This is a genomic window from Burkholderia sp. MBR-1, from assembly GCF_013822785.1.
In the GTDB taxonomy this organism is placed as follows: domain Bacteria; phylum Pseudomonadota; class Gammaproteobacteria; order Burkholderiales; family Burkholderiaceae; genus Burkholderia; species Burkholderia vietnamiensis.
In genome coordinates this window covers 1,817,044-1,832,349 of record NZ_CP053610.1, presented here as the reverse complement: position 1 = coordinate 1,832,349, position 15,306 = coordinate 1,817,044, and the positions used below count along the sequence as shown (strand labels likewise).

Below are 15,306 nucleotides of genomic sequence, written 5' to 3'. Positions count from 1 at the left end.
ACGAAAGACGCCCCGGAATGCCACGTCCCACGGACGGTTCAATACTGATATGCGAAAACGCCCGTTGCGCATCTCGATCGGTATGGCGCTGCTGATTGCCATCCTGCTGACTTGTGCGTTCAACGCAATCAGTCTCAATGCGGCGTACGGCGATGGTCCGCCGTACTGCGCGCGCAGCGCCAACATGGCCAAGTGGACGAACCCGCTTCCGTTGCCGGGTATGGTCGACGGCGCGATGTTGGTCGTGATCGCCGCGTATCGTTCGTGGCTTCGTCGAAGCCGTTGAACCCTGCGCGGTGCGAAGCGGGCGGATGATGGCCCCCGTGTTCGCCCCGCGCCACATCACCGCGCCTTGCCTTTCCATCTCCTCAACAGCAACGCGTTGGTCACGACGCTGACGCTCGAAAACGCCATCGCCGCGCCCGCGATCACCGGATTCAGCCAACCGAGCGCCGCCAGCGGCACGCCGATCAGGTTGTACACGAACGCCCAGAACAGGTTCTGCTGGATCTTCCGGTAGGTGCGCTTCGAGATGTCAATCGCGTCGGCGACGAGCGTCGGATCGCCGCGCATCAGCGTGATCCCGGCCGTATGCATCGCGACGTCGGTGCCGGTCGCCATCGCGATGCCGACGTCGGCCGCGGCGAGCGCCGGCGCGTCGTTGATCCCGTCGCCGACCATCGCCACCACGCCGCCATGCGTGCGCTTCAGCTCGGCGACCACGCGCGCCTTGTCGTCGGGCAGCACCTGCGCATGCACTTCGTCGATCCCGAGCGCCGCCGCGACGGCCGCCGCGCTGCCGCGGTTGTCGCCCGTCACCAGCACGCTCGCGACGCCGCGCGCCGACAGCGCCGCGATCGCGTCGCGCGCGCCCGGCTTCACCGTGTCGCCGAAGGCGATCAGCGCGAGCAGCGCGCGCGGCGCGTCGGCGCGCATCAGCCACGAAATCGTGTTGCCCGCGCGTTCGAGCTCGGCCGCGCGCGCCCCGAGTTCGGGCGGAACCGCGATGCCCAGCTCGTCGCGCCAGCGGCTGCTGCCGAGCGCGACCAGCCAGCCGTCCACACGCGCTTCGACACCGCGTCCGGCGACCGCCCGCGCGTCGGTTGCCGCCGCAGCATCGGCCGCCACGGCTGCGCCGCCGCGCGCGGCGACGTCCGCGTCGTACGCGGCGACCACCGCGCGCGCGAGCGGATGATTGCTGTGGCGCTGCACGGCTGCTGCCACAGCAAGCGCTTGCTCACGCGGGATGTCGACGGCGTCGAAGGCCGTCACGGACGGCTTGCCTTCGGTCAACGTGCCGGTCTTGTCGAACGCGATGACGGTCGCGCGCTGGGCGAGCTCGAGCGCCTGCGCGTCCTTGATCAGCACGCCGCGGCGCGCCGCGACGCCGGTGCCGGCCATGATCGCGGCGGGCGTCGCGAGACCGAGCGCGCACGGGCATGCGATGACGAGCACCGCGACGGCGTTCAGGATCGCCGTTTCGGCGCCGGCGCCGGCGATCAGCCAGCCGATCAGCGTCAGCACGGCGATGCCGAGAATCGACGGCACGAACACTTCGCTGACGCGGTCGACGAGCCGCTGGATCGGCGCCTTCTCGGCCTGCGCGGATTCGACGAGGCGGATGATGCGCGCGAGCGTCGTCTCCGCGCCGATCGCGGTGGTGGCGACGACGAGCGCGCCTTCGCCGTTGATCGAGCCGGCCGTGACGGGATCGCCGTCGTCCTTCGGCACCGGCAGGCTTTCGCCGGTGATCAGCGATTCGTCGACGTGCGAGCGGCCCGACACGATGCGCCCGTCGACCGGCACGCGCTCGCCCGGACGGATCGCCACGGTCGTGCCGACGCGCACCTGCGCGAGCGGCACGTCGCGCTCGACGCCGTGCTCGACGATGCGCGCGCGATCGGGGCGCAGCGCGTTCAGCGCGCGGATCGCGTCGGTGGTCTGGCGCTTCGCACGGGCTTCGAGCCATTTGCCGAACCGCACCAGCGTGACGATCACGGCCGATGCCTCGAAATACAGGTGGCCCGGATGCGCGGGCTCGCGCAGCAGCATCCACAGGCTCAGGCCGAAGGCGGCCGACGTGCCGAGCGCGACGAGCAGGTCCATGTTGCCGGTGCGCGCCTTTACCGCGTGCCACGCGGCCCGATAGAAGCGCGCGCCGAAACCGAACTGGACGATCGACGCGAGCACCAGCTGCAGCCAGCCGGGCAGCATCGCGTCGATGCCGAGCGGCGCGACGAGCATCGGCACGATGAGCGGTGTGCTCAGCACGGCCGCGCCGATCACGAGATTGCGTTCGCGGATCGCGTCGCGGCGCTTGCGCGCGTCGGTGGTCTGCGCTGGGTCGGCCGCGGCGGGACCGGCTGCCGCGGCCTGCGCCTCGGCGGCGAGCGACGCCTGATAACCGGCCGACGTGACCGCCGCGATCAGCGCGGCGGCGTCGAGCGTGCCGGCCGCCTGCACCGACGCGCGCTCGGTCGCGAGATTGACCGACGCGCGCGCGACGCCCGGCACCGCGGCCAGCGCCTTCTCGACGCGGCCCGCGCAGGACGCGCAGGTCATGCCGCCGATGTCCAGCTCGAAACTGGCCGGTCCGGCGCGGTCGGCCGTGGGTGTGGCGGCGACCGGCGTCGCGCCGTAACCGGCCTGCCGGACCGCGTCGACGAGCCGCGACGCGGACACGTCCGGCGCGGCGTCGACGCTCGCGCGCTCGGTGGCCAGATTGACGGATGCACGCGTGACGCCCGGCACCTTCGCGAGCGCCTTCTCGACGCGGCCGGCGCACGATGCGCAGGTCATGCCGCCGATGTCGAGTTCGATGCTGGCCGGAGCCGCAGCCTGAGGAGCCGCAGCCGGCTGCGCGCTGGCGGTCGGCTCCGCCGCGACCGGCGTTGCGCCGTAGCCGGCCTGCCGCACAGCGTCCGCGAGCTGCGTCGCACCGACGTCCATAGTGGCGGCCACGCTCGCCCGTTCGGTCGCAAGGTTCACGGATGCCCGTGCGACGCCCGGCACCTTGGCGAGCGCCTTCTCGACGCGGCCGGCGCACGATGCGCAGGTCATTCCGTCGATGTCGAGTTCGATCGTGTGCGTTGCCGTGGACGCGAGTGATTCAGTCATGTCGGATTCCCCAAAGGCACGGTTCGTGCCGCGAATGACATCAGTATCGACATTCCCATGATGGGAAGGTCAAGCGGCGATGTCGATTCGGAGCGAGATATCAAAATAATGGTTCGCGATCGACCCTCGGCCCCGCAATGACCCTAGCCTGCTATTCGGCATATTGGGGGATGCCCTTAGGCGCTATGATACCGGCCTGACATCAGCGCCCGCCGCGACGAGACGGCAACCGGGGCCGCTGAAGTGCCTTGCTTGCGCCGAGCATGCGTCGAACAAGGCGTTGACTGACAAAAAAGATATTCGGCCAGTGATCAATGATTGAAAATCGACGAGAAACCGTTTCTCTGCGACGCGCCGCCGCCGCGTCGCTCGCCATCGCGGCGCTGTTGGCGGGATGCGCGTCGCAACCCGATGCGATCCAGCGCAAAACCGGCTGGATGCGCGCCGAAGTCGCCGACTCCTATATATATGCGTATCCGCTCGTGCTGATGGACGTCGCGAAGGAAGCTGCGACCGGCGGGGACGGCGCGCAGCCGGGCCAGGCGCCGCTCAACACGCTGCGCCACGCGCAGGCGCTGCCGCCGGTCGGCGCGCTGAATCCGCCGCTGCCGGGCGTCGATACGCTCGACTCGACCGGCTGGCTCGACGTCGGCGCCGAGCCGGTGATCGTCTCGCTGCCCGACACGCGCGGCCGCTACTGGGACGCGCGCGCACTCGACATGTGGACGAACGTGCTGTGGTCGTCGTCGAGCGTGGCCGTGCGCGGTGCGCGCGGCGCCATGCGCTCGCAAACGATCGCCTTCGTCGCGAAGGACTGGCAGGGCACGCTGCCGAAGGGCGCGGTGCGCGTCGACGTGCCGTCGGCCAACGCATGGCTCGAAGTGCGGCTGCAGACGAGCGGCGGCCGCGACCTGACGAACGTGAGGAAATTGCAGCGGGCGATCCGCGTGGTGCCGCTGTCGGTGTATACGGGCGCCGCGCGCGGCGCGTCGGTGGCCGTCCATGCGGGCAGCGCACCGTCGGAAGCCGCGAGCGGCGGCACGCCGGCCGAACAGGTCGCGGCGCTCGATCCGAAGGCGTTCTTCACGCGCTTCGCGCAGGCGCTGCAGGACAACGCGCCGCCCGCCGACGACGCGCACGCGCAGGAACTGCTCAGCGACATCGGCGTGTCGGCCGGCTACCCGGTGCAGTGGACGGGCGACCGCCTGAGCGCGGCGACGGCCGGCGTCGCCGAAGCGCGCGCTCGCCTCGCGACGCCGCCGTCGAACCTGCTGGGCGCGAACGGCTGGAGCTGGATCGGCGACACGGCCGGCAAGTACGGGCAGGACTACGCGCTGCGCGCGTACGCGGCCTACACGCAGTTCGGCACCGCGACGCGCGACGACGAAACGCTCGCGCTCGTGCGCGTCGACAGCGACGGCCAGCCGCTGAACGGCGCGAACCGCTACATGCTGCATTTCGCGCCGGGCGCGGTGCCGCCGGTGCGCGGCTTCTGGACGCTCACGCCGTATGCGACCAACGGCGCGCTGCCCGACGTCGGTGCGGCACGCCGCTCGCTCGGCGATCGCGAGCGGCTGCGCCGCAACCGCGACGGCTCGATCGACGTGGTCGTAGCGGCGACGCCGAGCGGCGCGCGCGGGGCCAACTGGCTGCCGGCGCCGCGCACCGATTTCGCGCTCGCGCTGCGCCTGTACGCGCCGAAGCCGCAAGCGACCGACGGCTCCTGGTTGCCGCCCGCCGTCGTCCGGAAATGAACGGACACGCGCCGCCGCTGTCCGATGCGCGGGCGTGGCGGCCGCACCCCAACGACGCTCCGTCACCACCTCGGCCTATACTTTCGGGATAGCTTGCAAGGCCGCGCCGGAAAACCGGCGCGGCCTTGCTCGTGTTCCCGAGGCATTCAAGCATGGCAAGCGCAGACAAGAAAACCGTAACCTCGACCCTCCATGCCCTCGGCGGCATTGCACGCTCGCGTCGGACCCGGCGCATCGGCATCGGCGTGCTGATCTTCGTCATCGTGTTCGGGCTGCTGGGTTTCTTCGCCGCGCCGCCGCTGATTCGCCATCTCGCCGAACAGCAACTGAGCAAGCAACTCGACCGGCCGTCGACGATTCGGCGCATCGCGCTGAACCCGTACACGCTGAACCTCGAAGCCGATGGCGTGCATATCGGCGAGCGCGGCGGCCGCGGCGACTTCATCGACATCGGCAAGCTGGTGGTGCGGCCGTCGTGGACGTCGCTGCTGCGCGGCGCGCCGATCGTCAACGAACTGCGCGTCGACTCGCCGCGCTTTCACATCGTCCGCTACGACGCGCAGCGCCTGAACTTCACCGACCTGATCGAGAAGTTCTCGACGCCGTCGCAGCCGGCCAGCAAGCCGACGCTGTTCTCGGTGTCGAACATCCAGGTCAACGACGGCCGCATCGATTTCGACGACCGCCTGCTGAACGAGCGGCACGTGGTCGACAACTGGACGCTCGGCATCCCGTTCATCGCGACGCTGCCGTCGAAGACCGACATCTTCGTGCAGCCGAAGCTGCGCGCGCGGTTCGACGGCAGCCCGATCGCGATCGACGGCCGCACGAAGCCGTTCGCGCAGTCGCGCGAATCCGAAGTCACGCTGACGTTCGACCGGCTCGACGTGCCGAAGCTGATTTCGTATGCGCCGACGAAGCTGCCGGTCGTCGTCACGAGCGGCCTGCTGAGCAGCAATCTGACGCTGAAGTTCGTGATGAGCGGCGACACGCCGTCGCTGCGCGTCGCGGGCACCGTCGATCTGAACGACGCGAAGGTGACCGGCCTCGCGTCCGAGCCGCTGTTCGCCGCGCGCGGCGTGCACGTTGCGGCCGCGGGCCTCGAGCCGCTGCGCAACGTGCTGCATTTCGACGAGATCCGCATCGACCAGCCGGTCGTCGATCTGTCGCGCGACCGGCAGGGCGTGCTGAACGTCGAGAAGCTCGGCGGCCAGCCGGCCGCCGCGGCGAAACCGGCAGCGGACAAGACCGCAGCAGAAAAGACGGCAGCAGAAAAGCCCGCAGCCTCGGGCGCGGCCGCATCGGGTGCCGCGAGCGTCGCCACGGCGAGCGTCACCGCCGCGAACGTCACCGCCGCCAGCACGCCGACCGCCCCCAACGCCGACACCACCGCGAAGCAAGCGCCGCCGCTCGACCTGACGATCCGCCATTTCGCGATCGACGGCGGCACGCTCAACTTCGACGACCGCGCGCCAGCGACCCCGGCCGCGATCTCGCTGACGAAGCTCGCCGCGACGCTCGACGGCTTCACGCTGCAGGGCAAGACGCCGGCGAAATACACGCTGTCGACGTCGCTGTCGCGCGGCGGCGACCTGAAGGCCGAAGGCGCGGTGAGCGTCGCGGCGAAGCAGGCCGACACGAAGCTGAGCGTCGCTGCGCTCGCGCTGCCGGCGCTGCAGCCGTACCTCGCCGATGCGACCCGCGCGCGCGTGCTCGACGGCACGCTGGGCGCGAACCTCAACGCGAAGGCTGACTGGGGCAAGACGCCGCTCGACGCGCAGGTCGTCGACAGCACGGTCAGCCTGACAGCGCTGAAGCTCGCGACGCCCGACGCGAAGGCGCCCGCGATCGCGCTCGGCGACGCCAGCGCGAAGATCGCGAAGATCGACGTCGGCGCGCGCACGGCGGACATCACGAGCGTCGACACGACGGGCCTCGCGCTCGACGTGCAGCGTCTGAAGGACGGCAGCATCGACCTCGCGGCGCTCGGCGAGCCGGCCCGGCCGGCGGCGCCTGTGCCGGCGCGCACGGTCGCGCGCAAGGCCGCCGCGAGCGCGCCGGCGTGGCATTACCGGATCGACGCGCTGAACGTGAAGGACGCGTCCGCGAACTTCACGGACCTGACGACGCCGCGCCCGGTGAAGCTCGCGATCAAGCCGCTCGAGCTGTCGGTGCAGCAGATCAGCGACGACCTGACGAAGCCGCTGCCGGTGCGCCTGAAGGCGACGCTGAACCGCAAGGGCTCGCTCGCCGCGTCGGGCGACGTCACCGCGATGCCGCTGAAAGTCGGCCTGAAGATCGACGGCAACCGGCTCGACGCAGCCGCGTTCGAGCCGTACTTCGGCAGCGCGCTGAACGCGACCATCGCGAGCGCGCTGCTCAATGCGCAGGGCAACCTGACGTTCGCGCAGGTGAAGGGCGCGCCGCGCGCGACCTACCACGGCGACGCCGCGCTGGTCGACGTGCGGATGCTCGACAAGGCGACGTCCGACCCGTTCGCCGGCTGGCGCTCGCTCGCGCTGTCGAGCCTGAAAGTGAACTACGACGAGAAGGGCACCGACGTCGACGCCGCGCGTGTGACGTTCTCGAACTTCTATGGCCGCGTGCTGCTCGACGCGCAGGGGCGGCTGAACCTGAAGGACGTCGTCGCGAAGGAAACCGGACCCGCGCAGTCGCTCACGCGCGACGCGAGCAAGAGCGAACCGGTGCCGCTGTCGCCCGGCGTGACGCCGCCGGCCGCCGCGCAGGCGGCGTCGGCCGCGGCCGCGCGGCAGGCATCGGCGCCGTCCGCCGCAGCGGCGACGGTGATCGTGAAGGCCGCGCCGCCGCCGCAGAATCCGGTGCGTATGCATTTCGGCGAGCTGGTGCTGCAAAACGGCCGCGTGACCTACACCGACAACTTCATCAAGCCGAACTACACGGCGAACCTCGTCGCGATCAAGGGCACGGTCGGCGCGTTCGGCACGGATTCGACGACGTCGGCTCCGGTCGACGTCGCCGCGAACCTGGCCGGCAACGGGCCGATCTCGATCAGGGGCTCGGTGAACCCGCTGATCGACAAGCCGGCGCTGGACCTCACCGCCACCGCGCACGGCGTCGAGTTGACGAACCTGACGCCGTATTCGGCGAAGTACGCCGGCTACCCGATCACGAAGGGCAAGCTCAACGTCGACCTGCATTACCAGCTCGCCAACGACCAGCTGCAGGCGAACAACCATATCTTCATCGACCAGCTGACGTTCGGCGATCACGTCGAGAACGACACGGCGACCAAGCTGCCGGTGAAGCTCGCGATCTCGCTGCTGAAGAACACGCGCGGCGAGATCGACGTGAACCTGCCGGTGTCGGGCTCGCTGTCGAATCCGGAGTTCAGCATCGGCGGGCTGATCTGGCGCGCGGTGCTGAACCTGATCGCGAAGGCGGTGACGTCGCCGTTCACGCTGCTGTCGCATGCGTTCGGCGGCAGCGGCGGCGAGGATCTCGGCTACGTCGAGTTCGCGCCGGGCTCGTACGCGCTCAGCGACGCGCAGCAGAAGAAGCTCGACACCGTCGCGAAGATGCTGACCGAGAAGCCGTCGATCCGGCTCGACCTGATCGGCCGCGTCGATCCGGCCGTCGACACGCCGGGGCTGCGCGACGTGTATGTCGACCGGCTGGTTCGTCAGCAGAAGCTCAAGGACGTGATCGGGCAGGGCGAGAGCGTCGACCCGATGACGGTGAAGGTCGCGCCGGCCGAGTACGACAAATACCTGACGCGCGCATACAAGGCGGCCGATTTCAAGAAGCCGCGCAACCTGGTCGGCCTGCAGAAGACGTTGCCGGATGCGGACATGAAGAAGGCGCTCGCCGATCACGCGCCGGCCGACGACAACGCGCTGCGCGCGCTCGCGCAGCAGCGTGCGCAGGCGGTGCGCCAGTATCTCGACGGCAAGATCGATTCGAGCCGGATGTTCGTCGTCGCGCCGAAGCTCGATGCGAAGGGCATCGAGGACAAGGGCGCGACGACGCGCGTCGATTTCGGCCTGCAGTAACGCGGCAAGCGAGCGGCCGCGCGTCGTTCGGCGCGGCCGCGCCGCGCACGATCGCGCGGCGCGGCCCGTGCGGCGTCAGCGCCCGTCGAGCGCCGGTTCGCGCTTGTCCAGTTCCTTCCTCGCGGCGAGCGGCAGGCGCGCATCGTCCCACTGCGTCAGCCATTCGACTTCCTTGGCCGTGAACACCTGGCCGTAATTGCGCAACGCGTACTGCAGCGCGTCGACGACGTGATGGCGAATGATTTCGGGGGTGCGTGCATCGTCCAGCACGAACCTGAGCGCTTCCAGGGTCGACATACTCGTGCTCCGGGTCAGGGAAAACCCTTTATTACACGCCAATAGTCGCGCGCCAAGTCCGACAAAAATCCGGCCGCGTGCACGCGCGGCGGCCGACGCGGCGCATCGCGACCGTCCGATGCCGCTTGCGATTGGTTACGTTTGACAGACAACAGAAAGCCCCGCTTCATCGGACCGCCGCACGAGCCGGCCATATTTTGCGCGCCTTCCGGCAAGTCATGCGGTTCAACGTCAATCGATGAGGTGGGGTGATGATTTCCAGATTCGCCAAGCAACGAAACGTCGCGGTGATGGTGGCGGGCGCGCTGGCGCTCGCGAGCGCCAGCGCCCAGGCGGCGCAGCAGGACGACGGCAGCCACGGCCGGCGCGTCGCGAAGCACGTGCTGCTGATCAGCGTCGACGGCCTGCACGAGCAGGATCTCGCGCGCTGCATCGGCGCGAACACGTGTCCGAACCTCGCGGTGCTCGCGCAAAGCGGCGTCACCTATACGAATGCGTACACGCCCGGCCTGTCGGACTCGTTCCCGGGCCTCGCCGCGCTCGTGACGGGCGGCTCGCCGAAGACGGCCGGCCTGTTCTACGACGTGTCCTACGACCGCAACCTGTACGCGCCGAGCGACACGACCTGCTCGGGCAAGCAGGGCTGGAACGTGGTGTTCGACGAGACGACCGGCATCGACGCGATGAACGGCGGCGCGCTCGTGCACCTCGACGGCGGCGGCGCGTTCAACCCGCAGGCGATTCCGCACGCGAAGGTCGGCGGCCGCTGCGTGCCGGTCTACCCGCACGATTACCTGAAGACCAACACGGTGTTCGAGGCCGTCAAGGCCGGCGTGCCGAACGCGTACACCGCGTGGGCCGACAAGCACGCGTGGGGCTACGACTGGCTGAACGGCCCGTCCGGCACGGGCGTCGACGATCTGATGCGCACCGAGATCAACTCGATCGACCCGGCCACCAACAGCCCGTACACCGACGTTTATTCGCACACCGCGCGCTTCGACAACCTGCACGTGCAGGCGCTGATCAACCAGATCGACGGCCGCGATTCGACCGGCGCCAGGACGGCGCCGGTGCCGACGCTGTTCGGCGCGAACTTCCAGACGCTCAGCGTCGCGCAGAAGGCGCCGGTCGCGAAGGGCGGCGGCTATCTCGATGCGAACTTCACGCCGAACGGCCAGGTCGCGAATGCGATCACCTACGTCGACGGCGCGATCGGCCACATCGTCGCCGAGCTGAAGCAGCGCAACCTGTACACGTCGACGGCCGTGATCGTCACCGCGAAGCACGGCCAGTCGCCGACCGATCGCACCAAGCTCGTGAAGAATGGCGACACGCTGACGAAGCTGCTCGAAGCGAACGATTACCTCGATCCGAACGGCAACTTCGGCCAGAACAACACGACGACGGGCAACCCGAACGACGGTTCGGGCCTCGCCGGCACGGGCTTCGTGCAGACCGACGACGTCGGCCTGATCTGGCTGCGCGACCGCGGCCAGCGCACGGCCGTGGTGCGCACGCTGCAGGCCAACCTCGGCTGCAACGCGCCGGGCATCTGCGCGGACGGCCCGCAGGCGTACATCCTGTACGGCGCGGCGCTGGCCGAGCGGTTCGGCGACCCGGCCAACGGCCGCACGCCGGACCTCATCGTGCAGCCGAATCCGGGCGTGATCTACACGTCGAGCACGAAGAAGGACGAGGAGCATGGCGGCAACGCGCCGGACGACAGCCATCTCGCGCTGCTGGTGTCGTATCCGGGCCTGCAGCGCGCGCGCAGCGTGAGCGATCTGGTCGGCACGAAGCAGGTCGCGCCGACGATCCTCGGGCTGCTCGGCGCCGATCCGAAGCTGCTGCACGCGGTCGTCGCCGAGAACACGCGCGTGCTGCCGGGGCTCGGTATCGATCGCTGACCTTGCGCGGGCCGGATGCCGCCGTCGCGCGGCGTCCGGCACCGGATACGCCAGCCCGCGTCCGGTCGCCCGGACGCCGATGGCGACCGCTCCGGCGCTCGCCGTCGATCAACCCTGCGTCGCTTCGTCGAGCATCCACTCGCGGAAACGCCGCAGCGCGTCGCTGGTCGCGAGGCGTTCGGGCGCGTAGCAGAGATAGTGCCCCTGCGCGTCCAGGTCGACCGGGGCGTCGAACGGCTCGATCAGCGTGCCGGCCGCGCGATTGTCGAGAATCAGGAAGCGCGGCACCAGGGCGATCCCGAGCCCGGCCTGGACGGCCTGGATCAGCACCGAATACTGTTCGAAGCGGGCGCCGGCCAGCGCATTCATCCGCGTCGCGTGGTGGCGCTGCGCCCATTCGGACCATGCGCTCTCCGCCTGTTCGTGCACCAGGCGCGGCGCCGACGCGACGTCGGCGGGGCCGCGCAGCGCATGCCGCTCCGCGAATTCGCGCGTGCAGACCGGCACGAAGGTCCGGCCGTCGAGATAGTCGCTTCGTACGCCTTCCCATGCGCCGTCGCCATAGCGGATCGCCGCATCGAGCCCGAACGGAAACGGGTCGCCCGGCGCGAGATGGCGGCGAAAGCCGAGCGTGACGCCCGGCGCGCCGGCGAGAAAGCGCGTGAGCCGCGGCAGCAGCCACTTGGTCGTAAACGTCGGGACGCTCGCGATCGTCAGCAGGTCGCGGTTCTCGCGGGCGCTCAGCAGCTCGATCGACGCATTGCCGATCTCGCGCAGCGGCGCGACGACGCGTGCGTGATACACCTCGCCCGCGCGGGTGAGCGTGAGGCCGCGTCCTTCGCGCACGAACAGCTTCACGCCGAACAGCGCCTCGAGGCTGGCGATCTGCCGGCTGACCGCGCTGGGCGTCAGGCCCAGCTCGCGTGCCGCGTACGAGAAGTTCAGGTATTTCGCCGACGCGACGAATGCGTGCAGTTCCGCGACGTTCGGATACAGGTGTTTCATCGGCTGCTGTTCCGTTCTCGCATGGATCGATGCCGTCTTTGTACGTTTTTTTCATGACGGTGCCATGTCGAATCCGCACACTGCGCGGGTTCCGACAACGCCCACGAGCCCGTTCCGACGGGCATTGCGCGCGGTCCTCCCCCATCGTCAGCGAGTGTGTCATGCATCCGTCATCCGTCCCGGCATTGGCCGACGGTGTTCCGATTCGTCGTAGCAAAGCAGCGCGCCCCCGCATCGGCCGGCTGTTGCTGCAGGCACTCGTCGCCGCGTTCGGCCTCTACCTGCTGTTGCCGATCGCGCTGCTGCTGGTCGGCTCGGTCGGGCAGTCGTGGACCAATACGCTGCTGCCCGCCGGCTTCACCGCGCACTGGTTCACCGATCTGGCCGCGAACCGGGGCTTCACGCGAGCGTTCGGCGTCAGCCTGATGGTCGCGCTGGCCTGCTGCGCGCTCAACGCGACGATCGGGCTGCCGCTCGCGTATGCGCTGCATCATCGCGCGCAGGCCGGCGGCGGGCTTGCGACGCGCATCGTGATGCTGATGCCGATCGCCGTGCCGGCGCTCACGCTCGGTTTCGGCTACATCGCGATCTTCAGCGGCGACACGCTGCCCTGGCTCGGCACGCTGCCGCTGATGATCGCCGCGCATGCGGTATTGACGCTTCCGTATCTGCTGCAGACGCTGCTGAGCGATTTGCGGCATCTCGGGCTTGCGCGTCTCGAGGCCTGCGCGGCGACGCTCGGCGCGACGCCGCTGCGCCAGTTCTTCACGATCGTGCTGCCGAACCTGCGGCACAGCCTGTTTTCCGGTCTGGTGATGGTGGCCGCGTTGTCGATCGGCGAATTCCAGATCTCGAACCTGATCGCCGGTTTTCGCTACCGGAACTATCCCATCGTGCTGCTGCAGGCGTTCTACGGCGCGACGGGGATGGCCTGCGCGGCGACCGTCGTGCTGCTCGTCCTCGCCGTGCTCGCGACGCTCGTGTCCACCAGCACCATGCAACGCCTGAAGTGAATCAGCCATGAGCCTCGAATTCGAACACGTCAGTTTCCAGTACCCCGGTGCGCGTCACGGCCTCGACGACGTCACGCTGTCCGCCGCCCAGGGCGAACTGCTCGCGGTGATGGGGCGCAGCGGCTCCGGCAAGTCGACGCTGCTGCGGCTCGCCGCCGGCCTGCTCGACGGCTGGCGCGGCCGCATTGCAATCGGCGGCGACGACGTCGCCGGCGTGCCCGTATGGCGGCGCGAAGTCGGGATGGTGTTTCAGCACTACGCGTTGTTTCCGAACCTGTCGGTCGTCGACAACGTCGCCTACGGGCTGCGGATGCGCGGCGTCGCGGCCGGTGCGCGGCGCCAGCGCGCGCTGGACATGCTCGAGCGGGTCGGCCTGGCCGCGCATGCGACGCGTGGCGTGGCGATGCTGTCGGGCGGGCAGCAGCAGCGCGTCGCGCTGGCGCGCGCGCTCGTGATCGAGCCGAAGCTGCTGTTGCTCGACGAGCCGCTCGCCGCGCTCGACGCCGGCATCCGCCACCAGCTGCGCGACGAGATCCGCATGCTGCAGCGCGCGTGCGGCGCGACGACGCTGTTCGTCACGCACGACCAGGACGAGGCGCTGAGCATGGCGGATCGCGTCGCGATCGTCGACGGCGGCCGCGTGCTGCAGGCCGGCACGCCGCGCGACCTGTACGAGCGTCCCGCGAGCGCGCAGGTCGCGCGCTTCGTCGGGCATTCGACGCTGCTGCCCGGCCGTGTGCTCGCGCACGGCGCCGTCGACGTGCGCTTCGCGACGCTGCACGCGGACACGGGCGCGCACCGGCCCGGCGCCGAAATCGCGGTGCTGGTGCGGCCCGAGCACGTGCAGGCGGATCCGCCGACGCACACGGTGAACCGGCTCGACGGCCGTCCCGGCCACGTGCGCTACCTCGGCGCGACGCAGCGCTACGACTTTCATCCGCACGGAGCGTCCGACCCGTTGCTGTGCGAGGGGCGCGAGCCCGCCGCCCGCAGCATCGCGATCGATCCGCGCCATCTGCTCGTGTTGCCCGTGCTGCCGGCGTCGCCGGACGCGCCATGACCCCTTTCGTTCAACGGAGATTCACCATGTCTGCAGGTTCCCTTTTCGTGAAAGGCATGCGTGCGCGCGTGCTCGCACTGTGCGCGCTCGCGGCGCTTTCCTGCGCGGCTGCGCATGCGGCGCCGCTGTATCCGGGCGAGGACGCGCTGTATGCGAAGGCCGCCGACGAAGGGCTCGTCGTGTCGTTCGACACCGGCCCCGAATGGGCGAACTGGAAGGCGCTGTTCGCCGAATTCCGCAAGCGCTACCCGAAGGTCGAAATCACGTACAACGACATCGGCTCCGCGGCCACCGTCGTCGCGCTGGACAAGTCGCGCCGCCGTCCGCAGGCCGATACCGCGTACTACTTCGCGGCGTCGGCGCTCGACGCCGCGAGCAAGGACGTCGTCGCGCCGTTCCGGCCGATCAACTTCGACAAGCTGCCGGGCGTGTTCCGCGCGGCCGACGGCCGCTGGTTCGCCGTGCATTCGCTGAACATCGCGTTCCTCGTCAACCGGAAGCTCGTGAAGGACGTGCCGCAGCGCTGGTCCGATCTGCTGAAGCCCGAGTACCGCAACGCCGTGGTCTATCTTGACCCGCGTTCGACCGGGCAGGGCCAGGTCGCGGTGTTCGCGGCCGCGTATGCGAACGGCGGCGGCGTCGACAATCCGAAACCGGGCGCCGAATTCTTCGGCAAGCTCAAGCGCGCGGGCAACGTGCTGCGCGTCGAAGGCACGACGCCGTATGCGAAATTCGTGAAGGGCGAGATCCCGATCCTGATCGGCTACGAGAACGACGGCCTGAAGGCGAAGTATGCGGACGGGATGGGCGACGCGGCCGACGTCGTGATTCCGCAGGACGGCAGCGTGTCGGCGCCGTATGCGATGAGTCTCGTGAAGAACGGGCCGAATCCGTCCGCCGCGCAGCTGTGGCTCAACCTCGTGATGAGCGACGTCGGCCAGGCGCTGTTCGCGCAGGGTTACGTGCGTCCGGCCGTGCCCGGCACGCCGGTGGCGCAGGACGTCGCGGCGAAGCTGCCGAATGCGCCGCAGGTTCGCCCGCTCGATGTCGCGAAGGCGGCCGCGCGCAAGGCCGAGGTCGACCAGCTGTGGTCGCAGGCCACGCTCGGCAACTAAGGGG

General features: G+C 69.7%; 10 protein-coding genes. 7 read left to right on the top strand and 3 right to left on the bottom strand.

From position 1 onward, the window contains the following. The first annotated feature begins 82 nt into the window (after positions 1 to 82). Positions 83 to 286, top strand: a complete 204-nt coding sequence (locus MBR110_RS22795) for a hypothetical protein (RefSeq protein ID WP_404842078.1) — start codon at positions 83 to 85, stop codon at positions 284 to 286. A 56-nt stretch (positions 287 to 342) separates the two neighbouring features. Here MBR110_RS22795 and MBR110_RS22790 read toward each other — a convergent pair whose 3' ends face one another. After that, entirely contained in the window at positions 343 to 3,117 is a 2,775-nt protein-coding gene (locus tag MBR110_RS22790; RefSeq protein WP_081057472.1) for a heavy metal translocating P-type ATPase, read from the bottom strand. Positions 3,118 to 3,431: 314 nt separating this feature from the next. Here MBR110_RS22790 and MBR110_RS22785 point away from each other — a divergent pair, with 314 nt between their 5' ends. Both MBR110_RS22785 and MBR110_RS22780 read left to right on the top strand, forming a co-directional pair. Then, complete coding sequence (locus tag MBR110_RS22785) at positions 3,432 to 4,871, top strand: DUF1254 domain-containing protein (RefSeq protein ID WP_059558505.1); 1,440 nt, start codon at positions 3,432 to 3,434, stop codon at positions 4,869 to 4,871. 152 nt (positions 4,872 to 5,023) lie between these two features. Next, on the top strand, positions 5,024 to 8,902 hold the full coding sequence (locus MBR110_RS22780; RefSeq protein WP_059568480.1) for a DUF748 domain-containing protein: 3,879 nt from the start codon (positions 5,024 to 5,026) through the stop codon (positions 8,900 to 8,902). Between the two features lie 75 nt (positions 8,903 to 8,977). Here MBR110_RS22780 and MBR110_RS22775 read toward each other — a convergent pair whose 3' ends face one another. Further along, the gene (locus tag MBR110_RS22775) at positions 8,978 to 9,199 is read right to left on the bottom strand and encodes a hypothetical protein (protein ID WP_011881008.1); all 222 of its coding nucleotides are present in this window, start codon (positions 9,197 to 9,199) and stop codon (positions 8,978 to 8,980) included. A gap of 251 nt (positions 9,200 to 9,450) precedes the next feature. Here MBR110_RS22775 and MBR110_RS22770 point away from each other — a divergent pair, with 251 nt between their 5' ends. After that, the gene (locus MBR110_RS22770; protein ID WP_059460638.1) at positions 9,451 to 11,109 is read left to right on the top strand and encodes an alkaline phosphatase family protein; all 1,659 of its coding nucleotides are present in this window, start codon (positions 9,451 to 9,453) and stop codon (positions 11,107 to 11,109) included. Positions 11,110 to 11,217: 108 nt separating this feature from the next. Here the strand turns inward: MBR110_RS22770 and MBR110_RS22765 are convergent, their stop codons facing one another. After that, complete coding sequence (locus MBR110_RS22765; RefSeq protein ID WP_060122082.1) at positions 11,218 to 12,114, bottom strand: LysR substrate-binding domain-containing protein; 897 nt, start codon at positions 12,112 to 12,114, stop codon at positions 11,218 to 11,220. Between the two features lie 161 nt (positions 12,115 to 12,275). Between MBR110_RS22765 and MBR110_RS22760 the strand changes: the two genes are divergently transcribed. From MBR110_RS22760 to MBR110_RS22750, 3 genes are read left to right on the top strand one after another with little or no spacing between them, the layout of a single operon-like run. Further along, positions 12,276 to 13,127 (top strand): ABC transporter permease, encoded by an 852-nt coding sequence (locus MBR110_RS22760; protein WP_059453868.1) that lies wholly within the window; start codon positions 12,276 to 12,278, stop codon positions 13,125 to 13,127. Positions 13,128 to 13,134: 7 nt separating this feature from the next. Continuing rightward, complete coding sequence (locus MBR110_RS22755) at positions 13,135 to 14,187, top strand: ABC transporter ATP-binding protein (protein WP_059475307.1); 1,053 nt, start codon at positions 13,135 to 13,137, stop codon at positions 14,185 to 14,187. A gap of 26 nt (positions 14,188 to 14,213) precedes the next feature. Continuing rightward, positions 14,214 to 15,302, top strand: a complete 1,089-nt coding sequence (locus MBR110_RS22750; RefSeq protein ID WP_011881003.1) for an extracellular solute-binding protein — start codon at positions 14,214 to 14,216, stop codon at positions 15,300 to 15,302. The last annotated feature ends 4 nt before the right edge of the window (positions 15,303 to 15,306 follow it).